This is a genomic window from Streptomyces sp. NPDC036815 (genome assembly GCF_055609205.1).
On the sequence record NZ_JBVJPW010000003.1, the window covers coordinates 1 to 25,065 of the forward strand.

At 72.3% G+C, this 25,065-nt stretch carries 12 protein-coding genes; 7 read left to right on the forward strand and 5 right to left on the reverse strand.

Going from position 1 to position 25,065, the window contains the following annotated elements:
- Positions 1–80 precede the first annotated feature (80 nt).
- Entirely contained in the window at positions 81–2,339 is a 2,259-nt protein-coding gene (locus ACZ69I_RS08775; RefSeq protein ID WP_470831083.1) for a tetratricopeptide repeat protein, read from the reverse strand.
- A 50-nt stretch (positions 2,340–2,389) separates the two neighbouring features.
- Positions 2,390–2,950, reverse strand: a complete 561-nt coding sequence (locus ACZ69I_RS08780; protein WP_470831084.1) for a hypothetical protein — start codon at positions 2,948–2,950, stop codon at positions 2,390–2,392.
- Positions 2,951–3,049: 99 nt separating this feature from the next.
- Here ACZ69I_RS08780 and ACZ69I_RS08785 point away from each other — a divergent pair, with 99 nt between their 5' ends.
- Positions 3,050–6,967, forward strand: a complete 3,918-nt coding sequence (locus ACZ69I_RS08785; protein ID WP_470831085.1) for a wHTH domain-containing protein — start codon at positions 3,050–3,052, stop codon at positions 6,965–6,967.
- Between the two features lie 268 nt (positions 6,968–7,235).
- Positions 7,236–8,759, forward strand: coding sequence for a glycosyl hydrolase family 18 protein (locus ACZ69I_RS08790; RefSeq protein ID WP_470831572.1), 1,524 nt, complete (start codon positions 7,236–7,238; stop codon positions 8,757–8,759).
- A 581-nt stretch (positions 8,760–9,340) separates the two neighbouring features.
- On the opposite strand, the gene ACZ69I_RS08795 is transcribed toward ACZ69I_RS08790, so the two are convergent.
- Positions 9,341–10,855: an MFS transporter gene (locus ACZ69I_RS08795; RefSeq protein WP_470831086.1), complete on the reverse strand. Its 1,515-nt coding sequence runs from the start codon at positions 10,853–10,855 to the stop codon at positions 9,341–9,343.
- Positions 10,852–11,697: an alpha/beta hydrolase gene (locus tag ACZ69I_RS08800; protein ID WP_470831087.1), complete on the reverse strand. Its 846-nt coding sequence runs from the start codon at positions 11,695–11,697 to the stop codon at positions 10,852–10,854. Before ACZ69I_RS08800 ends, ACZ69I_RS08795 begins: the two co-directional genes overlap by 4 nt.
- A gap of 92 nt (positions 11,698–11,789) precedes the next feature.
- On the opposite strand from ACZ69I_RS08800, the gene ACZ69I_RS08805 reads away from it, so the two are divergent.
- The gene (locus ACZ69I_RS08805) at positions 11,790–12,749 is read left to right on the forward strand and encodes a LysR family transcriptional regulator (protein ID WP_470831088.1); all 960 of its coding nucleotides are present in this window, start codon (positions 11,790–11,792) and stop codon (positions 12,747–12,749) included.
- 111 nt (positions 12,750–12,860) lie between these two features.
- On the opposite strand, the gene ACZ69I_RS08810 is transcribed toward ACZ69I_RS08805, so the two are convergent.
- Positions 12,861–15,893, reverse strand: coding sequence for an AfsR/SARP family transcriptional regulator (locus ACZ69I_RS08810; protein WP_470831089.1), 3,033 nt, complete (start codon positions 15,891–15,893; stop codon positions 12,861–12,863).
- Positions 15,894–16,306: 413 nt separating this feature from the next.
- Between ACZ69I_RS08810 and ACZ69I_RS08815 the strand changes: the two genes are divergently transcribed.
- The 4 genes from ACZ69I_RS08815 to ACZ69I_RS08830 all read left to right on the forward strand — a co-directional run bounded on the left by ACZ69I_RS08815 (position 16,307) and on the right by ACZ69I_RS08830 (position 24,889).
- On the forward strand, positions 16,307–17,176 hold the full coding sequence (locus ACZ69I_RS08815; protein WP_470831090.1) for a hypothetical protein: 870 nt from the start codon (positions 16,307–16,309) through the stop codon (positions 17,174–17,176).
- A gap of 15 nt (positions 17,177–17,191) precedes the next feature.
- Positions 17,192–19,504 (forward strand): protein kinase domain-containing protein, encoded by a 2,313-nt coding sequence (locus ACZ69I_RS08820; protein WP_470831091.1) that lies wholly within the window; start codon positions 17,192–17,194, stop codon positions 19,502–19,504.
- A gap of 20 nt (positions 19,505–19,524) precedes the next feature.
- Positions 19,525–21,723 (forward strand): protein kinase domain-containing protein, encoded by a 2,199-nt coding sequence (locus ACZ69I_RS08825; RefSeq protein ID WP_470831092.1) that lies wholly within the window; start codon positions 19,525–19,527, stop codon positions 21,721–21,723.
- A 319-nt stretch (positions 21,724–22,042) separates the two neighbouring features.
- Positions 22,043–24,889, forward strand: coding sequence for a hypothetical protein (locus ACZ69I_RS08830; protein WP_470831093.1), 2,847 nt, complete (start codon positions 22,043–22,045; stop codon positions 24,887–24,889).
- Positions 24,890–25,065: the final 176 nt, after the last annotated feature.

The following is a 25,065-nucleotide window of genomic DNA, read 5'->3' on the forward strand; positions in this document are numbered from 1 at the left end:
GTCAACACCCGGCAGCAGGGGCGCTATCCGTTCCCACGCCACATCCGTCAGCTCACCACGACCCACCACAAGATCAATTATCAGACAAGCCCTAGCCGGGGGTCCGCCTCCAGCGCGCGCTGCAGGAAGCGCTCCCCTTCCTTGCCCTTGTCCTGCGAGAGGGCCAGGACTCCGAGGTGGACGAGCGCGCATACGTCGCCCGCGTCGGCCGCCCGCCGGACGAGCTCCTCCCCCTCGTCCGTCCGGCCCTCGATCACGGTCAGGGCGCCTAGACAGTAGAGCGCCTCACTGCTTCCGGCGTCTGCCGCCCGGCGGTAGCGCTCCAAGGCCAGGGACCTGTGACCCGCCTTCTCCGCGAGGTCCGCCAGTGCGAGCAGCGCGCTCGCGTCCCCCTCTTCCGCGGCCGGCCGCCAGGCGTCCTCGGCCTCCTCCCAGCGACCGAGCGCCGCCAGCACCGAGCCGAGATTGTGGAGCCCGTGGTCGTCGCCCGCGTCGATCGCGGCACGGTAGGCGGTCACCGCGGCTCGGTGGCGGCCCTGGCGTTCATGGAGGTTCCCGAGGTTGAACCAGGCCCGTGTGTCGCCCGCCCTGCCGCCCTTCTCGAACGCGTCGCGAGCCTGTTCGTGCCGACTTTCCTGGTTGTGCAGGTTGCCCAGGTTGAGCCAGAGTTCCGTCCGCCCGGCGGCGATGCCCTCCTGGTAGACGCGCACGGCCTCCACCGGTTTGCCCATGCCCTCCAGGAGCAGGCCGAGTTCGTTGCAGGCGTCCAGGTCACCGGCGGCCAGGACGGCGCGGTAGGTGTCGGCCGCCTCTTCCAGGTGCCCGGCTTCCGCCAAGTACGCGGCCAGGCTGTAAGCCGCTCCGGGGACCCCGCAATCGAGGGCGCGCCGGGCGGCCGCCACCGCGCCGTCCATGTCCCCACTCTCCGCCCTGAGCTGTCCGACCAGGGCCCAGGCCTCCTGCGCGCCCGCCTCCAGCGCACGGAGGGCGGTCTCGTACGCGTCGGACGGCCGCCCGGTCTCGGCATGCACGACCGCCAGGTTGACCAGCGCCCGTGCCCGGGTCTCCGGCTCCCGAGCCGCCGCACGGCATGCCGTCTCCGCCTCGGCGTACCGGCCCTGCCCCATGAGCAGGACGGCCAGGTTCACCCGTGCGCGGGCGACCCCGGCATCGGCCAGCGCCGCCCACAGCCAGCGCGCGACGCCGGGCTCCATCTGGTGGGCGTTCAAGGCGACGTGGAAGGCCTCGTCGATGTCTGCGCTGTTCGCCAGCGCGTCGAACCAGACGAGGGGGTGCACGCCCGGCGCGTCGGCGTCGTCACACCCCGCATCGGCCAGGTCGCCGTGCGGCTGCCACATCCCGGGAGAAACCCGGTTCAGGAGACCGACGGTGTGGTGCGCCGGACGGGCGGCCCAGGCGAAGGCGTCGTCCGGGCCGCCCGGGGCCAACAGGTCACCGCCCAGTTCGACAAGGTGGAAACGGTGTACGTCGATGAGGAGTTGGCGGGGATACGGGCCTGCCAGTCCGGTACGGGCGAGGTCGACGGCCGCCGCGACGAGCGCGACGCCACGCGGGTTCTCCCCGGCACTGCGGGCGCTCAGCCATCTGTCCCACAGCGCGGGCCCCGCCGCGAGGTACTCGGCGACAGGAGTTCGGACGTACCCCGTCGCCTCCCGCACCCGCCGGTCCTCGCTCAGCCGCGCCCGCTCCACCTCGGAGGCCGTCCACTGCCGCGCGAGACGGATGGGGGACGCGTGGTTGAGCACGCGCGCCGCCCAGCCGTCCTGCGGCCGGCGGGGCAGGCCACGCCCATGGGGTGCGCTGAGGGCGTCGTACGAGCGTGCATCGAGCGTGGCTACGACGGGGAACCGCGCACGGACGAGTTCACCGAGCAGTTCGCTGCTCAGGCCACCGGGAACGAGGAAGCGTTCCAGGCCGTCCAGCCAGATGACCGGCGCCCGCCCCACGGGAGGGCGGGGGCCGTCGGCGAGCAGCGCCAGATGGTCCGGCGCACGCGGCGCCAGCACCCGCCGGTCGGCGGCCTGGGTGCGAACCGCCTCGAAGGCGGCCCGGGTCGTACCGGCAGCGCTCTCGCCGACCAGGTACAGGAAACCGCCCCGGTCGAGGACTTCCAGCAACCGGGTCCGGATGAGGGCGTCGGCGTCCCGGGGGACGTAGGAAGGGAGCGCGCGGCGGGCGTGTGCGCGGTGCACACCGGCTTCGATCGGCTCCCAGTCACGTACGGACAGCCACCGCGCGGGGTCGTTCAGATATCCGGGTCCGACCGGGGCGATGTCACCGTACAGATGCTGAATGTGTACGTGACGGGCGGCGCCCACGGCGATGGACGGGTGTCCGCCCAGCCCATTCAGGCCTGCGCCGGGCCCATTCAGGCCTGCGCCGGGCCCGGCACCGTAGGGCCCGGTGGGCCACCGAGATGGACCGTGCCGACCTGGAACGCGGCGACCGACCCGTCTCCCGCGCTGATACGTACATCCCGGCCGACGCCGAGACGTCGGCCGCCGTCTGCCGAACCTGGCATGGCGCGCGGGACCATCTCGACCAACGCGCGCAATTCCCTTTCGGCAGCCCGGCGTTCGGCGTCGGGCAGGGTTTCAAGGAAGTCCTCGAACCTGGTCCGCCAGGCGCGTTCCAGGCTCGCGCGCACGGCCCGGGAACCGTCGGCCGCCGCCGCACCGAGATTGGCAGCCTCTCCGTCCGGGCCGTCCGCCGCCCCCTCGAGCTCGGCCGCCGTCCGGTCCAGCCGTGCCAGCGTGCGCGAGTCGGCCTCACCACGTCCCAGGAGGCGGGCCACACCGGCCCTGAAGGACGCCCACGCATCCGTCCCGATCGCCTGCACGACGGCGCCACCACCCACTGCGGCCAGAGCCGCCAATGACTCACTCAACACCAAATACCGTTCCTCGGCGCACAGTTGAACACGGTCCACCACTCGACACTCCATGGAATCACGCGCACCGCCGGGGGCGCAGACTTCTACACTGACCGCACCGTCGCAGGGGCACGAGCCAGGGGCAGGGGACGATCGGTGCACGGTGAGACGTGGAACTCCGTACGCGGTGCGACGGTCGGCCGACTCGTCCAAGCGCACACCGTCGTCCTTCAGGACGGGCGACACGACGACCTCACCCTCTCCCCCACCCCGGCCGACCCCTGGGCCGACCTGGCCGCCAACTCCACTGTGTGGCACCACGTTTCGGGGGAGCGCGACACGGACTTCTTCCGGCAACACGTCACGGACGTCGTCGCGGTGCTGGCCCGGCTGCGGGACGCGGCACGGCGCGAACCGGCCGCCGATCCCTGGCAGGACGACAACCAGGTGTGGCGCTTCATCGAGGCCCTGGAGTGGCTGCTCGGCGAGCCCTCCACCGCGCGGCCGCTGAACCTGTGTCCGGCGGAGGCGGCCCTGCTCGTACTCGTCCCGTTCCTCCACCGGGTGCAGTACCTGCGGCTGACGGCCTCGCTCGCCCCGGTCGTCGATCCGACCCGCCTGGGACCGGCCCGCCTCGGGCCGACCTGCCTCGGCCGGACAGACGGGACCGACCTGGCGCGGTCCGGGTTCGAGGCATTCGCCGAGAGCCACGACCTGCTGGTCGAGCGCGGCCGGCGGCACTCCGACACGGCCGGCCCCGTCGGCTGGTGGCTGTTCCACCGCTGGCTCAGCCAGCGGGAGGAAACGTCCGACCCCGCTGTGGCGAGCGGACTCCTGCGGGACATCGGTGCGCCCGCTGAATCCCTGGGCCAGGTGCTCCACCCCCGTCGCGTGGCCCGGCTGCTGCACGGACTGCGCATCGGTCCCGGTGTCTGCGACCCCGAGCACCTCGGTGCCCTCCCCGTGGACGACGTGGTCCGGGTCGCGCGCGGCGGTCTGCAGCGCGTCCGGGACCAGCGACTGGGCCTCCTCCTCGCGCTGGCGCACGGGATGAGTCGCGACATCACGGCCCTGCCCCAGCTCGTGGTGGAGCACGTCGGGATTCCGTTTCCGGTGGACCCGGCGGAGGTTCGGCAGACCCTGACCGCTTCCCGTTGGGGCGGCTCTCCCGAGCATCCGGTGCTCCTCGCGGAGTGCCGGCACGAAGCCGTGGTCGAGGGGTTGCGCGCGTATGTGGCGTACGTGGATGGGCTGTTGGCCACCATCCGCCACACCGTTCACGAACGTGTCAACCAGCCCTTTCCGTCCCTGCCGGCCCGCCTCTCCGCCGACGGAGTGCTCCCGGCGGAGGGTGTCTTCAGCGGCTGGGCCGCCTTCCGCTTCGACGAGCGCCGCGTGCGCGACCACTTCACGGGCATCCAGCTCTACAAGGAACCCGACCTCGCCGTGCGCGAGCTGTACCAGAACGCTCTGGACGCCTGCCGCTACCGCCGGGCCCGCACCCAGTACCTGGACCGGACCGACCGTGCGTCCTACGACTACCAGGGCCGCATCGACCTGGAGCAGGACACGGACGCGGCGGGCCGCGCGTACGTCGAGTGCCGTGACAACGGGGTCGGCATGGGGGAACAGCAGCTCCGCGGTGTCTTCAGCGAGGGGGGATCGCAGTTCGTCCGCGAGCACCACTTCACGGCGGAACGCGCACGGTGGGCGGCGCTCCGGCCGCCCGTGGAGTTCCATGCGAACAGCCGGTTCGGCATCGGCGTGCTCAGCTACTTCATGCTCGCCGACGAGATCCGCGTACGGACGTGCCGGATGGACTCCGAGGGCCGGCTCGGGCCGCTTCTGGAGGCCCGGATCTGCGGGCCGGAGCATCTGTTCCGCATCGTCCGGCTGCGGGAGCGCGGAGAGGAGGCGGGCACGCAGGTCCGGTTGTATCTGCGGCAACGGCAGAGCGAACGGCCCTGGTCGTGCGTCGACGCCCTGGAACGCGTCCTGGGCGTCGCCGAGTTCCCGACCGAGGCGGTGCACGGCTCCCGGCGGGCCCGATGGGAGGAGCAGCGCCTCAGGCCCCGGGACGCGCCTGCTCGCGAGCACTACGGACTCGACGCGCACGGGGTGCTGGTGCCGTGGTGTGCAGCGCCCGAGGGTGTGCAGGTGATCTGGTGTGAGCACGGGGGCGGAATCCTGGTCGACGGCCTGGTCGTTCAGCCCGGCGTCCGCCGCGGGGTCCTGTCGGAAAGCGCCGGCGGACTGACGGGTGCGGTGGTCAACCTGACTGGGATCCGGTCGCCCCAGCAGCTCTCCGCCGACCGGCGCACACTCCTCGACGACGTGAGCGAGGAGCTCCGCGACGTGCTCAAACGGGCCGTGCCCGCGCTGATGGCCGCGGACGGGCCACTGCCCGGCTACGCGTGGCTCTGCCGGACAGCCGATCGCAGCATGGTGCTGGGCGACCTGCTGACGGCAGCCGCTGTCGAGGCCGCACGGCCCATGGAGTTCAGGAACCGGAGCCTCGACGTCGCGCGGACGGGGTGCTTCCTGGCCGACCCCAAGGTCCTCCCGGAACTCTTCGGAGGACGGCGCAGCGGCGATCCGTGGAGGCACGACCCGTGGAAGAGCCCAGCCGGACACGCGCCCGACGCCGTTCTGCTGTGGCGCCTGCTCGCCCACCGCCCCAACGCCCTCTTGGCCCAGCTGGAGGAGGCGTGCCCCGACATCGCCGAGGTGACGTCCGTACTGCCTGCCCTGCCCTCGGACAGGGACCTGCTGACCGCCTCCTTCGGTGACGGCGACGATCTGTACTGGGGCTGGTCCTCGGACGTCGAATTCATCACGAACCATCTGAACGACATGTCCGAGGCCACGGACACCCCCCTGCCCGGCCTGGTGCGCCGGGCCAGGCAGTTGGGCGCCCTGCCGCCTCGCCGAACGGCCACCTTCAACGAGCTGATGGGGCAGTCGCGGGAGTCCTCGGACGTCCGGTCGCTGGCCGCCGAGTGGCGTGACCACGGCATTCACGTACCGGAGACGTACATCGAACCGGCTGCCGCAGCGCGGCTCGACCCCTTGCTGCGACGCGGCCTGGGAGAGGAGGCGGGCGCCGACGGCTGGACGGACCCGGCGCAGGTCGTCCCGGCCGGTCACCTCGCGAAGGCGGCCCTGCTCCTCGGCCTCCCGGTGAGCGAGATCTGTGCGCGCCTCGCCGCATACGGGTTACGTGTCGATGCCGCGGGGCTGCCGGAGCGGCCGAGAGCCGATGTGGCCGTTCTGCTCAGCCTGCACGCGGACGGCCGGTGGCCCTGGCTGCACCGCTCGAAGAACGTGCCGCCCGGGCAGGTGCTCGCCGCCGCTCGGGCGTTGCGGTGTCCACCGGGCGCGGTCAGGGACCGGCTGAAAGGGCTGGGCTTCGCCCCGCCCGTGGTGTGGCCCGGGGACACACACGCCGATGACCCCGTGGTACTGGTCACCGAGAGACGCGGGGCGCTGTTCCCGGACGAGCCGGTCGCCTACGACCACCTCTTCGACGCGGCGCGGCGTCTGAACCGGCCACTGTGGCGGGTGGCCGACCGCCTGCGCGCCTACGGGTTCGACGTGCCCCTGCGGCCACCGCGCCAATTCGACCTCCTGGACGAGCAGTTGCTGAGCCTCGACGTGGCGGAGAACCCGCTCGAATGGACAGGGGTCACCACCGCCGACGCCATGCCGTTCGCTCATGTCCTTGCGGCGGCCCGCGACATGCCCGAGCACCACTCCGTCCTGGTGGAACGGCTCACCGGCTACGGTCTCGCCGTCTCCTGCCCCGACCTCCCGGAGGGCCTCACCTTCACCAGGGCCGTCGAACTGCTGCGGATCAGCGAGGACAGCGGCCTGCTCCTGACCGGCGACTGCGACATCCATCTGCATGACCTCATCGAGAAGGCGGAGGTCATGAGGGTGTCGGTCGCCCGCGTGGCCCGCTGGCTGCGCGAGCTCGGCCTCGACGTCCCCGATCTGGCGGTGCTCCTCCGGGAGGCCCTGGCCGGAGTCCCTCGACCGTTCGAAGGCGCCGACGGTCCATCCGGCGGCGGGTGAGGGCGCCGGGATCAGCGGATTCGGCGACGACTGGTACGGGGTCCGCCCCCGGCAGGGGCTGCCGGGAGCCGGGTGCGGGGTGCCTGTCTGACCAGCACCCCCACGGCGTGCGGTCTCGTGCGCGGTCGTCCGGAGGCGGAGAGCACCTCGAATTGGTCTAGCCCTTACTTGGTTCAGACCATTGACATGCCTCTGATCACCGGGCTATTCCGTAAGCACCTCCCGTGCGTCACACCTGAGTTGACGCCTCTACACCTCTTGGATGGCCATGAGACGTTTGCGCTCCCTCCGTGCCACTCTCACCGCGGCGGCCACCGCAGTGGCCGCTCTGGGCCTGACCGCGGTCTCGGGCGCCCCCGCCCAGGCCGCGACCCCGCTCCCCGCCCATGTCTTCGCCCCCTACTTCGAGTCCTGGACGGGCGAGAGCCCCGCCGCCCTCAGCGCCCAGTCCGGGGCCAAGCACCTGACGATGGCGTTCCTGCAGACCGCGTCGAAGGGCTCCTGCACCGTCTACTGGAACGGCGACACCTCACTGCCCGTCGCCGCGTCGTCCTTCGGCGCCGACATCAAGACCATCCAGGGACGCGGCGGGGACGTCATCCCGTCCTTCGGCGGCTACACGGCGGACACCACCGGGACCGAGATCGCCGACAGCTGTACGGACGTCGACCAGATCGCCGCCGTCTACCAGAAGGTCATCACGACCTACGACATCCCCCGGCTCGACATGGACATCGAGGTCGACGCGCTGGACAACACCGCCGGTATCGACCGGCGGAACAAGGCGATCAAGAAGGTCCAGGACTGGGCCGCCGCGAACGGCCGCAAGCTGGAGATCTCGTACACCCTGCCGACGACGACCCACGGCCTCGCGTCCAGTGGTCTCGCCGTGCTGAAGAACGCCGTGGCCAACGGCGCGCGGGTCGACGTCGCCAACCTCATGACGTTCGACTACTACGACAACGCCGCCCACGACATGGCGCAGGACACCAAGACCGCCGCCCAGGGCCTCTACGACCAGCTTGCCAAGCTGTACCCGAGCAAGAGCCCGGCCCAGCTCTGGGGCATGATCGGCATCACCGAGATGCCCGGCGTCGACGACTTCGGCCCGGCCGAGACGTTCACTCTCGCCAATGCCAGGGAGGTCTACGACTGGGCGGTCGCCAAGGGGATCAACATGATCTCCTTCTGGGCGCTCCAGCGCGACAACGGCGGCTGCCCCGGCGGCCCCGCGGCGGACAACTGCTCCGGCATCGAGCAGAACACCTGGGACTTCTCCCGCATCTTCGCGCCCTTCACCAGCGGCGGCACGGTCCCGAGCGACGACTTCTCACTGACGGCGACCCCGGCCTCGGCGACGGTCAAGGCGGGCGGTTCCGCCAGCGCAACGGTGAAGACCTCGGTGACCGCGGGCAGCGCCCAGACCGTGAAGCTCACCGTCAGCGGCGCCCCGTCCGGCGTCACCGCCTCCCTCGACCCCGCTTCGGTGACGGCCGGCGGAACGTCGACGCTCACGGTCAGCACGACCACGGCAGCCGTCAACGGCACGTACAAGCTGGTGGTCAGCGGCGCGAGCCCGTCCGCCGCTCACTCGGTGACGTACTCCCTGACCATCACCGGCGGCAACGGCAACCAGTGCACGGCGGCGCCCTGGGCCTCGGGCACGGTCTACACCGGTGGCCAGCAGGTCTCGCACAAGGGCCACAACTGGAAGGCCAAGTGGTGGACGACGGGCGAGGAGCCCGGCACCACGGGTGAGTGGGGTGTCTGGCAGGACCTCGGCGCCTGCTGAGGCTTCATGCGGGGTCGGGCAGGGCCGGGCGGGACCGATGACTCCCCCGCCCGGCCCACCGGGAAGCGGGATTCCGACCGCTACCCGGCGGCCGCGGCGGACCGGCGGAGAGTGCCACCGGCCCCATGCCCCCAGGCATGTGGCAGCGCACTGATCCGGAACGGCTCGTAGCGCGTTGCGGGTTGAGGTCTCCGCGGTGGCCGTGGCCCGGATGTGAGCAGTCCGAACGCGGTCCCGGCTGCGTCCTCCGCAATCAGGGTGGCACGCGCGGGCGCGGCTAGCACTCGCGCCGTTCCGCACGCGCGCACAGGCGACGAGATCCTCCTCGGGTGCGTCGCCCGCCTTGCAGTAAGCAGTCCTGGTCTGAGTGTGTACGTCGGTAGGTACGTCGGCGTCCTCAACCTTCGCTTCACGCAGGCGGAATCGTGGATCCATGTCCGTACGGACGCGCGCCCAGACGAAAGGTTCCTGCGTCGGGGACTCCGTCTGGGAGCCGCTCGCCCCACCCGACAGCAGCTATCCCCGGCCGGATCGATGGTACAGCAGAAGTTCGCCAGCTGATCGCGCTGCTACAGCGAGCTTCAAGTGTTGCGAGGATCGCCGGCTTTTGAAACCGGCGATCGTCGTCCATGTTTCTTCGGTGGTGCGAAGTGGGCACAGCCGACGGGGTGGGGGGAAGGCCGTTGCAGGCCGGCGCTTGACCTACGTGCCCTTCCGCTGTGACTGCTGTGGCTGTGCGGGGGCCCGGTGCCGGGCCGGTGGTGGAGCCGCATGCTGATCAGCGCGGTGATCGTGAAGGCGGCGGCCTGGTAGAGCATGGCGTACCAGAACGCGGTGTCCGCATCGGCGGCGGAGGCGTAATAGGCGAGTCCGGCGGCAGTCACACCAATCGATCCGCCGAGTTGCTGTGCTGTGGGCAGCAGCCCGGAGAGGGAACCGGCGGCGGGGCCGTGCACCTGGGCCAGGACCAGAGTGAACGCCGACGCGGTGAAGGCGCCGAAGGCGGCTCCGCCGACAGCCAGCACGGGCAGTGCCGCATGGCGTCCTGTCGCCGAGCCGACAAGGGGGGCCAACGCCAGGCACATCCCGGCCAGCACCAGGGAGGCGACGGTGAGCACCGCCGGCCCGTACCGGCGGGTGAGAGCGGGTGCGGCTCTGCTGCCGACGGCGGCGGCTGCGGCGAACGGTGCCGACGTCAGTGCGGCAGCCAGGGCCGAGTACCCGACGGCGGCCTGGAGGTGGAGGAAGAGCAGATAGGTGAAGGAGGGCACGCCCGTGTTGAACACGAACACCAGCAACGTGCCCCGGCGCGCCGAGCGGTCACGCAGCACCGCGGGATGTATCAGCGGGTCAGGCCGGTGCGGGAGGGTCCGGACGAAGTGGCCGAGGGCGGCTACAGCCACGGCGAAACCGGCCCACGTCCACCAGGGCCAGCCTGCTTCCCGCCCCAGGGCCAGGGGCAGGACCAGCGCGCCGGCTCCCACGGTGACCAACAGCGCACCCAGCTTGTCGATGCGCAGTCCGTCCGCCCCACGCGTGCGGGGCAGCGCGGTCGCTCCGGCCAGCGAGGCGAGTGCCACCGGCACGGTGAGGAGCATCACCGGCCGCCAGCCGAAGCCGAAGAGATCGGCACTGAGGACGAGGCCGCCGATCAGCGGCCCGGCCAGCGACGCGAGGGCCATGGTGGCGCCGTACAGGCCAAGGGCGCGTGGCCGGCGTGTCGCGGGGGTGGCGGTCTGGATGAGCGACAGGACCTGGGGGGCGACCAGGCCGCTGCCCGCGCCCTGCACCAGCCGGGCCATGATCAGCGATGCGGCGTCGGGGGCGCACGCGCCGGCCACCGACCCCACGGTGAAGACCACGGTGCCCGCCACGAACAGCCGGCGGTAGCCGTACCGGTCGCCCAGCCGTGCGGCGGGGATGAGCAGGCAGGCGTACGTCAAGGTGTATCCGGCGAGGACCAGTTGCACGGCGCCCGGGCCGGCGCCCAGGCCGGCCTGTATCGCCGGCGCAGCCACCTGGGCGACAGTGACATTGAGGAGCTGCACGAAAGTGGCGCTGAGTACCACCGGCAGGACGAGGCGTCCGCCGCTCATGGCAGCAGAGCCGCGGCGAGTTCACGGGGCCGGGCGGCGAAGGGGCTGTGGCTGCCCAGGAGGGTGCGCACGGTGAACGGGTTGCCGGGCATGGCCCGGTCGGCTTCCGCGATCATCAGATCCTGCACGGCCGTCGGCAGTGCCCGGTCGTCGGCGCAGCGCAGGAAGGTCCGAGGGACGCGCCCCCAGCGTTGCGGAGTCACGACGACTGCGGTGGTCGGGATCGCCAGCGGCAGATCGGGGCTCAATGCCGAGCGCCAGCGGTCGAAGCGCTCCGGCGCGGTGTCGTGGTAGTGAGTCTGCCGCAGTTCCTCGACGTAGGCGGGGTCCTGCGAGAGCGGGTTGATCCGGATGGCGCCCAGTTCCCCGGGGTCGCCCAGGTTGAGACTCTGGCCCCGTGCGGTGGCGTTCTCGGGCGAGCTGAGGTAGTCGAGGAACCGGGGCCGTCCTGCGGGCACGAAGGCCGAGAGGTAGATGATCTCGTCGACGAGTTCGGGGGCGCGCTCGGCGGCCAGTGACGCGGGGCCGCCGCCCGCGCTGTGTGCGACGAGCACGACGCGGCGGTGGTGACGGGCCTGGCGCAGCGAGTCCAGCACGGCCTCGGCGCTGTGGTCCATCGTCACGGTGGCGAGCGCCGACTTCTCGGTCAGCAGGCCCGGTTGGCCGGGCTGGAGGTATCCGCTGGGCAGCGGCGCGTCGAAGCCGTGTCCCGGCAGGTCGATGGCCACGCTCGCGGCGCCGAGTGCGCCGAGTGCGCGCTGCGTCGCCGCCCACTGGCCGGAGCCATGCCAGGCCCCGTGCACAAAGACGAAGACGGTGTCCGTGGAGGAGGAATCGGTCATGACCGCATTCCACGCGACCCGGCACGGATCATCCACTGAAAGATCTGGCAAGCTGGTCGACGATACATGTGAGATATGGCTGGGAGGCCGGCATGGAGGCGCGGCACCTGCGGTACGCACTGGCCCTCGCCGAGCACGCACACTTCGGCCGGGCGGCCGGTGCGCTGGGCATCGCGCAACCTCCGCTGTCCAAGCAGATCGCCGACCTCGAACGGGAAGTGGGCGCCCGCTTGTTCGATCGCACCCGCCAGGGGGTGTTTCCGACGGCTGCGGGCGCGGCCTTCCTCGCCCGGGCGCGCAGGGCGCTCGACGAGATCGCGGCGGCCTCGGTGGACGCGGCCAGGGCAGCGCGCGGCGAGACGGGACGGCTGCGCCTGGGGTTCATCGCCTCGGCGCTGCTCGAACCCCTGCCGGACGTCCTCGGCCGGTTCGGCCGCGAACGGCCCGACGTGCGGCTGGAACTGCACGAGATGGCGACCAGGCGCAGCACGGCTGCGCTCGTGGCCGGCGAACTGGACGTGGCGATCGGCCTCGGCCGGCCAGGGGGCGTCGGGGCCGAGCAGTTGGTATCGGTTCCGATCGGGCACGACCACCTGGTCGCGGTCGTGAGCAGCACGCACCCCTACGCGGGCCAGTCGTCGGTGGACGTGGACCGGCTGCGGCGACAGCCGCTGATCGTCGCGCCGGGAGAGGACGAGCCCGCCGTCGTCGCCGGGCTGCGGGCCCTCCTGGGCAAGGACTCCCCGGCGCTCTCCGGCGCGACCGTTGCGAGGGACATCCACACCATCATCGGGCTCGCCGCCTGCGGGATGGGCGTCGGCCTGGGCCCCTCCCGCATGCTGACGGCCCCACGACGGGGCACGTGGTTCTGCGAGGTGACCCCGCGCACGCCCCTGCCCGATCTGGTCCTGTCCTTCCATGCCCGGGACCGTTCCCCGGCACTGAACGCCTTCCTCGACGTCATCCGCAAGAACTGCCCCGCCGTCGGTGCCGCGCTCGACCAACGGCTCGGACCACAAGAAGCAGGCGACCGCGACACGATCCCCGCCTGACGTCACCTTGCCGGACGAGAGGGAGCCACCCAGCCGAGCCGACTTCAGCCGGCCCTCATGGACGACGTGGCCGCCCGTCGTCACCGACGTGTAGTCGCCCGGGTAGAGGACCTACCCCGGACCGGCCAGGGACCGGGCGATGTGGAACTGCCGCTCGGCCTCGGCCGGGTGGCCCGCCGCCTCGTAGGTGCGTCCCAGCCGACGGCGGACCTCCATCTCCAGGGGCCTGCTGGTGTGCTCGGTGAGCGTGGCCAGGGCCTGCTGCTGGAGGGTGATGGCCAACGGCAGGTCTCCGCGGCCGTGTTCCGCGGCCCCGAGCAGCGACAGGCTCGTCGCACGCAGCTGCAGGTCGCCGACCTCCTGGGCCAGCTCCGCCGCGCGCCGCGCCAGGCCCTTGACCTCGGTGTGCCGGCCGAGTGCCAGGTAGGCCTCGGCGGTGAAGCACAGGGTCTTGCTGATCATCCTGGGGCGGCCGATCTTCTCGGCGAAGGTGAGGGAGGTGGCGTAGTACGTGAGCGCCTTCTCGTGCCGCCCCTCCTGGTCGTGCAGGGCGCCGAGCTGACAGCTCGACATCCCGGCCAGCCAGTCGTCGTCGAGCCGGGACGCCATTCCCATCACCTGGCTCAGGTGGGCGGCCGCCTCCGGGAGCCGGCCCAGCGCACGCTCCGCGGCACCCATGACGGCGATCGCCCTGGCCTGCTCGCGCAGGTCGTCCCGGTGGCGGGCGAGGCGCAGCGCGTCGGCGCACCAGGCGTGCGCCTGCTCGAAGCGTCCCTGGTAGATGTCCGCGATGGCCAGGCAGTTGCGCAGGGAGGAGGGCATCCGCCGGTCCTCGGCCAGGTCGGCGCCGGGCAGCGCGAGCTCCAGGGCGGAGCGGCACTCGTGGAAGCGGCCCTGGCGGACCAGCGGGTCGACCAGGGACTCGGCGATCCAGCAGGCGTGGTCGCGCTGCCCGGTGGCCGCCGCGAAAGCAACCACGTCGAGGAGTTGGCCACCCGCGGCCTCCAGCCACGCGTCGGCTTCCCGCCAGTCCGAGAAGGGCGAGCCGGAGACATCGGGCCCTGTCGGGTAACCCTCGGGGCCCCAGTCGCTGGCGATGCGCCCGGCGGCCGTGTAGAGGTGCAGCACGGCGGCGCGGTCCGCGGCGGCCTCGTCGGGCACGTCGGCGGCGAGGCGGCGCGTGTGGTCGCGTACGAGATCGTGCAGACGGTAGCGGCCGGCCCGCGGCTGCTGCAGCAGGCTCGCGTCGACCAGACGTTCCAGGAGGTCTTCGGTGTCCTGGAACGGTCGGCCCAGCATGACGGCGGGAGTGAGCCCGTCGAACTCGGCGGTCGGGGCCTGCCCCAACGCCCGGAAACCGCGGCGCAGTTCGGGCGCGAGCAGGTCGTAGGACATGCGGAAGGCGGCTTCCACGCTGCGGTCCTCCGCCCGGAGCTCCCCCAGTCGGCGTTCGTCGCCCGACATCCGCCCGACCAGGTGGGCCACTGTCCAGGACGGGCGGTTCTGCAGCCGGGCCCCGGCAATTCGCAGCGCCAGCGGGAGGCCGCCGCAGCGGCGGGCGAGTTCTTGCGCGGCCTCCGGTTCCTGCCCGGCGCGCGTCTCGCCGAGGAGGCGCGTGAGCAGGGTGACCGCCTCGTCCGTGTCCAGCGGTTCCACGGTGAGCCGCCGGTCGGCGTCCAGGCCGGGCAGGCGCTGGCGGCCGGCCACGAGGACCTGACTGCCCGGACCCGCGGGCAGCAGGGGGCGCACCTGTTCGGCACTGCGGGCGTCGTCCACGACCAGCAGCAGCCGCAGGGAGCTGGTGGCCGCTCGCCAGGCGGTGACCAACTCGGGGAGCTCGTCCGGCAGTTCGCCGTCGACGCCGTTGACGGCACGGAGCAGTTGGTGCAGGGCGCGCTGCGGGCGCAGGCTCTCGTGGGGGGCGCCGTGTGTGTGCAGGTCCACGAACAGGCAGCCGTCCGGGTACTGGTCCTGCAGTGTCCAGGCGGCGCGGACCAGCAGCGCGGTCTTGCCGACGCCCGCCGTGCCGTCCACGGCGGCCACGGAGACGGAGCCGGTGGGCACCGGCGCGGTGAGCAGGGCGAGTTCCGGTTCCCGGCCGACGAGCCAGGCGGTGTCGCCGGGGAGTTCGTTGCGGCGAGGTCGCGAGGGGGGTGAGGCCGGGGGCCGGGGCGGGGTCGGGGCCGGGGAACGCTCGGGCGCCGACTGCTGCGAGAGTACGGGCAGATGCTCGGATACGGGCAGGTGTGCGGGTACGGACGTAAGTGCGGGTACCGAAGTAAGTGCGGGTCCGGGCTTGAGCGCGGGCGCGGCCGCGCCGAGCAGCATCCGGTCGTCCCGGCGCAGCACGCCCTGGTGCACCCGGCGCAGTTCCTCGCCGGGCTCCACACCCAGCTCGTCACGGAGCCGGGCTCTGGTCTCTTCGTAGGCGGACAGCGCCTCGGCCTGCCGGCCGGTGCCGTAGAGCGCGCGCATGCGCAGGGCGGCGAGCGGTTCGTCGTGAGGCTGCGCCATGGGCGCCGCGAGCAGCTCGTCCAGCGCCTCCGCGTACCGGCCGAGGAGCACCAGGCACTCCGCCCGTTCCTGGTGGAGGGTACGCCGCTGCCGGACGAGGCGCTGCCGCTCGGCGTCGGCGAGCGGGCCGGGCAGACCGGCCAGCGGTTCCCCGCGGAACAGGTCCAGCGCCCGCGTGCAGCTGTCGAGGGCACCGGACAGGTCACCCGCCGCCCGCGCACCACGTACCGCGGCACTCCATCCGGTCAACTCCCCGACGTCCAGACGGACTTCGTCGGATACGAAGCGATAGCCGCCGCGCTCACCGCGGATAGCGGACGCGGTGGGGCCGGTGCCGGAGGCGTCCAGCGCCTTGCGCAGGGGGTAGACGTAGCTGGGTAGGACCCGGCGGCCCGTACCCGGGGGCTCAAGTCCCCATACGTCATCCAGGAGTTGCTGGTGAGTGACGAGTGTCCCGGCACGCAGGACCAGCGCGGCGAGCACCGCCTGCCGCCGCACGGGTCCGAGGTCGAGCGGCACCTCGCCCCGGTGGGCGGTGACCGGGCCGAGCAGGGCGAGACGAAGCCGGTCCGCGCCGCCCTCACGGCTGGCCGTGCCGACCGACCCGACCGTGCCGACCGTGCCGACCACGCCCGGCGTACCTGTCCTGTCTGCCGTTCCCGCCACAGCCGGACCCACCGTGCCCGCCTCAGCTGGATCCACCGATCTCGCCGCAGCCTGGCCCGCCCATCCCGCCTCAGCCGTCACACCGGTCGCGGCCGCCGCACCCGCCGCGTCCACTCCGCCCGCTCTGCTCTTGCCCGCACCGGACTCCCCCATCGAACTCCCCCGTACTTTCCGCGCTTTCCCGCGGTTCCCCGTCGTCCCCGCGGCAGTCGCATGCGCTGCTTCACCAGAATTTCATGGGCATTGCAGTGCCTCGCGAGAGGGTACGGCGCGTCGTGTCCGGTCGCGGTCGAGCACCGTTCCGGCCTCCCCCGGGACGGGTTCCTGTCGGTCCCTGTCGGTCCCGGGGGTGTGAACCGTAGGAAGTGAGCTGTCCCGTGAGTGAGAACCCGCAGGTGGATCCCCGACAGGGCTTCGGCGGTGCCTACCAGGGCCAGGGCCAGGGCCAGGGTCAGGGCCAGGGCCCGGGCCAAGTGCCGCCCCCGATGCCCGGCCAGGCGCCGCCGCCCGTCCCGCCGCAGGCGCCGGGCGCGCCCTCGGCCTGGTCGCAACCGGTGCCCCCCGGCGAGCCCGGCGGTCCGGGTGCGCGCACCGGCCGTTCGCGCCTCTGGCTGATCGGTGGCGCCGCGGTGCTCGTCGCGGCCGTGATCGTCGGCGTGCTCGTCGCCACCTCGGGGGACGACGACGGCAAGAGCGTCGCTTCGGGCAAGCCGTCCGGCGTGCCGGGAGGCGCCGCCAAGCCGGAGGCACCGTCGGAGGGCAAAGCGTTCAGCAAGGTGCCCAAGGGGTGCGAGCTGATCAAGGCGTCCACCATCGAGAAGATCGCGCCCGGCGGCGTGTGCACGCCCGGTCTGATGGACAACAAGGACCTGGCCACGATGATCACCAGGATGCCGAGGTGGGAGGCGCCGGACTACGGCAGCAACTATCAGAGCCTGGACGTGAACGTCACGGTCGGCCCGTCGGCCGGGGGCATGTACGACATCGACAAGAAGACCGCCATGAAGGACATGGGCCCCACGTACGAGGTGACCGAGTCCCGGTCGCTCAGCGGACTCGGCGAAGAGGCCTTCGTCGTCCACGCCGTCGACGACTCGCTGGTCTGGGTGAAGGTGCTCGTCCGCGAGGGCAACGCCGCGGTCCGCACGCAGTTCGTCTACAGCAAGACGTCCTCCGACCGCACGCAGCAGCAGACCGAGGCCGACGCCGTCACGGCCGCCCGTGACGTGCTCGGCTCGATGAGCTGACCGCCCGGCGACGACGTGCACCCTCAGTCCTACGGTGACAGCGACCCCACGGCCGCACCCACCTCCGTTCAGTCCGCGTACACCACCGTGCCGCAGCAACCGGCCACACCGACCCGGCAGTTCACCGCCGTCCCGCACCCCTCCGACCAGGCCGCCCACCGGCAGGGCCCCGCCCGCATCGGCCCCTACGAGGTCTTCCAGCTCCTCGGCGAGGGCGGCATGGGCAGGGTGTTCCTTGCCAGGTCGCCGGGGTCGCGGCTGGTCGCCCTCAAGGTCATCCGGCCCGAGTACGCCGAGACGCCGAACTTCCGCGGCCGGTTCCGGCGCGAGGCCGAATCCGCCCGCCGCGTCAGCGGCTTCTACACCCCGCCGGTGCTCGACGCGGACGCGGACGCCGCACAGCCCTGGCTGGCCACGGCCTACGTCCCCGCGCCGTCGCTGCACGATGTCGTACGCGGCTTCGGTGTCCTGCCCGAGGCCGGTCTGCGGGCCCTGGGCGCCGGGCTCGCGGAGGCGCTGCCGGCCATCCACGATGCCGGCATCGTCCACCGCGACCTGAAACCCGGGAACGTACTCATCACCGAGGACGGCCCACGCGTCATCGACTTCGGCATCAGCAGGGCGGTGGACGCCACCCAGGTGACCCGGACCGGCGCCGTGATGGGGACGCCCGGATTCATGGCGCCCGAGCAGATCATGTCGAGCCGCGAGGCCGGGCCCGCGGCCGACATCTTCTCCCTGGGCTGCGTCTTGGTCTTCGCGGCCACCGGGCGGGGCCCCTTCGGTACGGGAGGGACGGCCGAGATCCTCTACCGGGCCGTCCACCACCCGCCCCGACTGGACGGCGTGCCACCGGAGTTGGGGCCACTGATCGGCGCCTGCCTGGACAAGGATCCCGCCCGCAGGCCGCCCGCGGCGTCGGTACTGGCCGCGCTGGGGGACACCGACCCCGCCGCGCTGCTCGTCGAGGGCCTGCGGGAGGACCTGGCGCGACGGCAGGCGCACGCCGCCGTCCTGGTCTCCGCGCCGCCCGTGCCCATGGCGCCCCTCGCGCCGCCCGAGGACCCGTTCGCCGCCGTCTCCCGGGGCCCGAGCCGCCGCAGGTTCCTGTGGATCGCCGCGGCGGGCACCACCGTCGCGGCGGGCGGCGGGGCCGCGGCACTGGCCGTGCGGCGGCAGGAGCCCGACAGGGCCTCCGCCCGCGGCGGCGGCAGGACCGGCACCACCGGCCGGCCCGCGGCCAAGGTCCCGGCGGGCCCGCGGCCGCGCTGGTCGGTTCCGCTGAAGAAGCTGGCGAGCGCTCGACTCCAGCTCCTGGGCGACGTGTTGGTGCACTGGGAGCAGAGGCGCGCGACCGCCTACGACACCGCCACCGGGAAGGAACGCTGGGAGGGGTCGCTGCGGCTGCCCTCCGGCGTCTCGGGGGACCCGAAGTGGCTGGGCGTGCGCGGGCCGACGCTGTTCGCCTCGGCCTGGAGCGGCGAGCACGGCTATCTGCTCGGCGTCGACGCCCTCGGCAAGCAGAAGTTCACGCACACGGTCACCGACCAGGGCACCGACGGCGGGTTCGCCGACTTCGCCGAGAGCGTCCTGTCGGTCGCCGGTTCGGTCGCGGTCGTCGGGACCAGTGGCGACAAGGGGTACGGAGTGCTCGCGGTCGATCTCGGCTCGGGCGAGGTGCTGTGGTCGCGCAAGGTCAAGGGCAGCGACTACCAGGCGTACGCCGAGGGAAGCCGCTGCTTCCTCCAGGACAACGGCACCCTCCATGGCCTCGCCCTGCGCTCGGGCGCCGAACGGTGGAAGGTCCGGGGCGTCATCAAGCCCGGCGCCTACCCCCACCTGTCCTCCGACGGCGAGACCCTGCTCGTCACCAGCACCAAGGCGCAGGCCTTCCGCGCCGCCGACGGCAAGAAGCTGTGGACGGCCGTCAATGAGACGACCACCATCAGCGCGGCCAGGGTCCGCGGCGGCCGGGCCTACCTGTACGACGGCGGGGGCACCGTGTTCGCCCTGGACATGCGCGGCGGGAAGCAGGTGTGGCACACGGCGAGCCCGGTGCACCTGACGACCACCGGCGGCGCACAGGACCAGGGGCCCGCCGTCTCCTCGTCCGTGCTGGCCGTCGCCACCTGGGCCACCGGAGACGTCCCGGGCTTCGTCGTCCTGCGCGCGGATGACGGCAAGCCGCTCTGGGCGCACCAGCCCTCCGGCGGCAAGGCCGGGGGCGCCCCCGGCGGAAAGACCGACTGGCTGCTCCAGTTCTCCGGCGGCACTCTCTTCGCCGCCTCCGACACCACCCTCCACGCCTTCCGGAGCGACACGCCGTGACCATGCCGCCCACTCCGCCCATGCCACCGTCCACGCCGACGCCGACGCCGACGCCGACGCCGACCGATTCGGCACCGGCCACACCGCGCCCGCAAACCGCCTCCCCCTCCCCCACCTCGTACATCGGCCCCTACCGGGTGATCCGGGAGCTCGGCGCGGGCGGCATGGGCCATGTGCATCTCGCCGCGTCGCGCAGCGGCCGTGCGGTGGCCGTCAAGGTCGTGCGTCCCGAACTCGCCGCCGACCCCGATTTCCGCCGCCGTTTCAGGGCCGAGGTCGACGCCGCCCGCGCGGTGTCCGGCGCCTTCACCGCGCCGGTCGTCGACGCCGACCCCGAGGGGCCGCAGCCGTGGCTGGCCACCGCGTACATCCCCGGCCCCTCCCTCACCGAGGCCCTGGACGCCCACGGGCCCATGCCCGAGCCCACCCTTCGCGTACTCGGCGGCGGCCTGGCCGAGGCACTGGCCGCGATCCACCGCGCCGGGCTCATCCACCGCGACCTCAAGCCGTCCAACATCCTGCTCACCCTCGACGGCCCCCGGGTCATCGACTTCGGCATCAGCCGGGCCGTCGACGGGACCGTGCTCACCGCCGAGGGCCAGGTCGCGGGCTCGCCCGGCTTCATGTCGCCGGAACAGTCGAGAGGGGTCGAACTCACGCCCGCCAGCGACGTGTTCGCCTTCGGCGCCGTGCTCGCCTTCGCCGCCACCGGCGTGCCGCCCTTCGGCACCGGCGCGGTACACGCCCTGCTCTACCGGGCCGCCTACGAAGAGCCGCAGCTGACCGGCGTCCCCCACGGCCTGCTCGGCATCATCGCCGCGTGCCTCGACAAGGATCCCGCGCGCCGCCCCACCGTCGAGCAGCTGCAGGCCTGGCTGCGCCCGGAGACCACCGCGGGATGGCTCGGCGCGGTCGAGCTCCGGGTGACCGAGGACCAGCGCACGCTGCAGGACGCGCTGCGCGCCCCGTTGCTCGGCCGCCGCAGGTTGCTGACCGGAGGCGCCGTGCTCGCCGTGACCGCGGCGGCGGGCGGCACGGCGTGGTTCCTGCGCTCACGCGGCGAGGACGGCGGGGGCACGACTGCCACGCCCGAACTCGCCTGGGCCAAGGAGCTTCCGAGCCCCGGCATGTTCCTGCGCGCGGTGACCCGGTCCACCCTGCTGTGCACCGAGAAGGCCTCCGGCGCCTGTTTCGACCGGAGCACCGGCAAGCTCCTGTGGAAGGACCTCGACGGCCAGAACACCGACGCGCTCCCCGACGACAAGCGCGTCTACACGGTGCGCACCGACGGCAAGGTACACGCGTTCGACGGCCGGTCCGGCAAGAAGCTGTGGGAGGCGTCATCGACCGGGGACAGCGCGCCCGAGCTGGACTTCTCGGACGGCGAGGTGGTCATGACCAAGAGCCGCGGACGCGCCCGGGCCCTGGAGGCGTCGAGCGGCGAGGTGCGGTGGACGGCACGGGACGTGAAGGACGTCAGCATGACCATCGGCGCCACCCCCGCGGGCGCACTGCTCGTCTGGGGCGGCCCGTCGAAGACCGATCCGGCCGCGATGCTCAGGGGTTACACCGCCCTCGACCGGCGGACGGGCGAGCGCGTATGGACGAAGGACCTCGTCACCCTCGGCACACCGGAGAAGAGCAAGGACCTCTACGGCATCGACGCGGACATGAAGCTGCTCGCCCTCGATCCCGACGACGGCCGCACGCGCTGGAGCAGGCCCACCGAACTCCCGCCGACGAACAGTGAGATCCTCGGCTTCGCAGGGTCCCTGAGCCTGCTCGAAGGCACCCTGTTCTGCTACCCGAGCACCGGCTTCAGCGGATCGCGGCGCGGCTTGCTCGCCGCCTTCGACCCGACATCGGGCAAGACACTCTGGACGGTGCGGACCGCCGCGCGCGGCAACCGCGGTTTCGCGCGCGCCGGTGCCACCGTCTGCTACCTGGACAAGAAGGTCCTGTACGGCATCGACGCCGGGACCGGCGCGAGGCGCTGGACGGCGGGGGAGGGCCTGGGCGACCTGGAACTCCTGGGCGCCCTGCGCGGCCTCTTCCTCGCCGCGGGTACGAAGGGGTTGTACGCCTTCCACGCCCGCACCGGCGAGCAGGTCTGGCACCACCGGGTCACCGGTGGCTCCGGGCCCTGGTCGGCCGAGGCCATCGGCGACGACCTGTACGCGGCCTGGTCCGGCAAGCTCTTGCGCTTCTCGGTGCCCTAACGACCCGTCTGCAACCTCGGTTGATCTTGTACAGGTGTCCCGGCCGTAGCTTTGGCTTCCTGGGGTCACAGGAGCGCGGCAGAAGCGTTACGGAGAGCTTGCGCGGGCTTCGGGCGCTCGGATGGTGCGCCTTCCGCGTCGGAGACGCTGGTCGGACTCTGCTGGGTGATGGGCGCGACGTACCGCACGGCCGCTGTTCCATTGAGCGGAACGGACGCTCACCCTCACCCGCACGCCCTGACATAGTCGGCCTTCCGCGCTTTGCCCGAAACGAGCGCGTTGACACCGCTCATCCACCCCGCGATCAGAGGTGACGCTCATGACCCTCATGCGTCTCACGCTCGACACCGTCTACCTCTTCGAGGATGAGGAGTCGGGGTCGACCCGCATGGGCCTGTACGTACGCGTACTCGACAACGCTGGCAACCAGGTGGCGGAGTTCCGCTGGAACAGACGCAACGGCGAGGTCGAGGACAACTTCCAGTACCCGCTGGACGGCGACCAGGAATACCCGAGCGTCCTGGTGTTCGACATCGGCGGCGAACCGGGCGGCATCGGCCGCCTCCACGTCAAGGCGTACACGGACAACGACGAGCGCTGGCCCGACGAGGGCCATCACGAGAACTTCCTCGGCGAAGCGGAGGTCGTCTTCGACACCCGCGAGCCGAGCCAGCTCGGCCAGATCCTGCTCGGCCCCACCACCACCGACAACGGCAAGACCGGCTACGCCGTCACCGGCCTCCTCGAGACCGTCCCGCCGCGCGGATTCCGTCAGGTACGACTCGTCTTCAAGGACGTGGTGGTCTTCGACGACGAGAACAGCGACTTCACGCACATGGGCCTGTACGTCCGCGCCTTCGCCCCGGCACAGGGTGACGCCGAGGCCATCGACCAGGAGCTCCTGCGCTGGAACAACGGCGGCGACCGCGTCTTCGACGAGGCGCTCTTCCCGCTCGCCAGCGGCCTCCCCTCCCCCGTCACCACACTGGCCGTGGGCGGGCCGACCCGGATCTGGGTCGAGGCGTACACCCACGACGACGAGTCCTGGCCGAGCGGCGGCGCCTACGAGAACTTCCTCGGTCGCGCGATGGTCACCATCGACCCGAACGAGCCGGACACCCTCGGCCGCCACGCCCTCGGCCCCACCCAGACCGACGAGACCCACAACGGCTTCCTGCTCACGATGAGCAGCGAGCTCCTGCCCCTCGACGCCACCCCCAACCTGGAGATCACCGGCGTCGAGGTCACCCAGGCCACCCAGCACTTCACCCCGCCCGCGGGCGGCCCCCAGCACGCCCTCGCGGCGGGCAAGGCCACGCTGGTCCGCGTCTATCTGGACTCCGGCATCGATCCGCGCGAGGGCGGCACCGTGGCCGGGGTGGTCGGGACACTGACCCTCAACGGCGGCTCCTTCACCGTGCGTTCGCTGAATCCGATCACGGCCCGACCCGTCGCGCAGGTCGACCGGGCACAGCTCGCGCACACCCTGAACTTCCTCATCCCCGCGGGCCGGGTGACGGCCGGCACGGCCAAGATTCAGGTGCAGGCGGAGGTCGCGGGCACCCTCAGCAACCCCATGGAGGTCACGGCCGACTTCCGGGCGACGCGGCCGGTGACCGTCTGGATGGTGCGGGTGTCGACCCCCACCGTCCCCGCGATCAGCGCGGCGCGCTACCGCACCGTCTCCGACGCCCTCACCCGGCGCTACCCCATCGCCGACACGGGCGGCATCGTCTACTACACGGTTCCTGGTCTGACCGAGATCCACACCACCCGTGACCTCACCGACGAGGGCGGGCAGGAGGACTTCATCGACGACCTGGAGGACATCCAGGAGGACCACGGCAACGACGACCAGTTGCTGTACGCGATGATCGACCAGGCCGCGCCCATGAACATCCGGGGTATGGCACGGTACGACGACCACGTGGCGTTCGGGCGCGACTCCGAGTCCACCTTCGCCCACGAGGTGGGCCACCTGTTGGGGCTCCTGCACGCTCCCTGCGGCGGCCCGGAGCACGTCGACGAGGACTTCACCCCGCCCGACGGCAGTACCGGCGAGGTCGGCGTGGAACCGCTGACCGGCACCATCCACCCGGCCACCACCGGTGACCTGATGAGCTACTGCGGTACCGAGACGCGCTGGATGAGCGGCTACCACTGGCTGCGGCTGCTCAACACCCTGTCCGTGCGCGGCGAACAGGCCGACGCGGCACCGCCCGAGCGGCCCGTCCACGGCACGGTGCCCGCCACGCTGACCACCACCAGCCGGCCGTTCCCGGGCCAGTACGTGCGGGTGCGCGGCCGGGTCACCCGCTCCGGGGCCGTGCGCTGGCAGCCGTGCCTGCGGACGTTCCGCAAGCCGTCGCCGCCGCGGACGGCCGCCGGCCCCGTCCACACCGTGTCCGTCGAGGACGCGGCCGGGCAGGTCCTGGCCAGCGCGCCGACCGTCGTGGTCTTCGACCGCTACGAGCAACAGGAAGCGGCGTTCAGCGCCCGTCTGCCCTACACCGCGCGGGCCCACCGGGTCGTCCTGCGTCGCGACGGGACCGAACTGGGCGCGCTGGTCGTACCGTCCGGCCCGCCGCGGTTCCTCCTCAACACGCCGCTGTCCACGCCGGAGATCGACACCGAGGGCGTCCTGCACCTGCGCTGGCAGCGACTGGACGTAGGCGAGCCCGAACCGCGCCCCGCCGTCACGTACTTCGTGCGGTTCACCAACGCCGACGGGACCTTCGCGCCCCGCCCGGGGGTCAACCTCAGCGGCACGTCCTTCGACCTGGACCTGCGCACGATGCCGGGGCACGAGCGGTGCGTGGCGCAGGTCATCGCGACCAACGGCTACCACACGTCGTACGTGCAGACCCCGCCGTTCGCCCTCCCTCCGCAACCGCCCGAGGCGCTGCTCGGCGCCGTCGACGGCCCGCTGTTGCACGCCCAGGGCAGTTCGCCGCAGCACGGCCCGATCACCGGCGCCGACGTGGCGTGGGTCGTCGACGGCCGCGCGGTGGCGACGGGCAGTTCCTTCGACGTCCGCTCCACCGGCTCCGGAGCCCACACGATCGCCGTCCGGGTCACCGACCGCGACGGCCTGGACACCACGGCGCCGCTCGGAAGGTACGACGGCACGAGCGGGGAGCGCCTGCCGGTCCAGTTCGAACAGTAGCCGGGGCGGTCGCGCCCGCCGCGCGCGGCCAGTCCGGGAACCTTGGAGTCGCAGTTCCTAGACGGGTTCTAAAAAGGTGTTGGGTGGACGCATGAGGGTTGGGTGGACGCATGAGGGTTGGGTGGACGCATGAGGGTTGGGTGGACGCATGAGGGTTGGGTGGACGCATGAGGGTT

Excerpts from the sequence above, each read along its gene's own strand:
- ACZ69I_RS08790 (WP_470831572.1), top strand. The coding sequence starts at position 7,236 with ATGAGACGTTTGCGCTCCCTCCGTGCCACTCTCACCGCGGCGGCCACC.
- ACZ69I_RS08795 (WP_470831086.1), bottom strand. The coding sequence starts at position 10,855 with ATGAGCGGCGGACGCCTCGTCCTGCCGGTGGTACTCAGCGCCACTTTC.
- ACZ69I_RS08800 (WP_470831087.1), bottom strand. The coding sequence starts at position 11,697 with ATGACCGATTCCTCCTCCACGGACACCGTCTTCGTCTTTGTGCACGGG.
- ACZ69I_RS08805 (WP_470831088.1), top strand. The coding sequence starts at position 11,790 with ATGGAGGCGCGGCACCTGCGGTACGCACTGGCCCTCGCCGAGCACGCA.
- ACZ69I_RS08825 (WP_470831092.1), top strand. The coding sequence starts at position 19,525 with ATGCCACCGTCCACGCCGACGCCGACGCCGACGCCGACGCCGACCGAT.
- ACZ69I_RS08830 (WP_470831093.1), top strand. The coding sequence starts at position 22,043 with ATGACCCTCATGCGTCTCACGCTCGACACCGTCTACCTCTTCGAGGAT.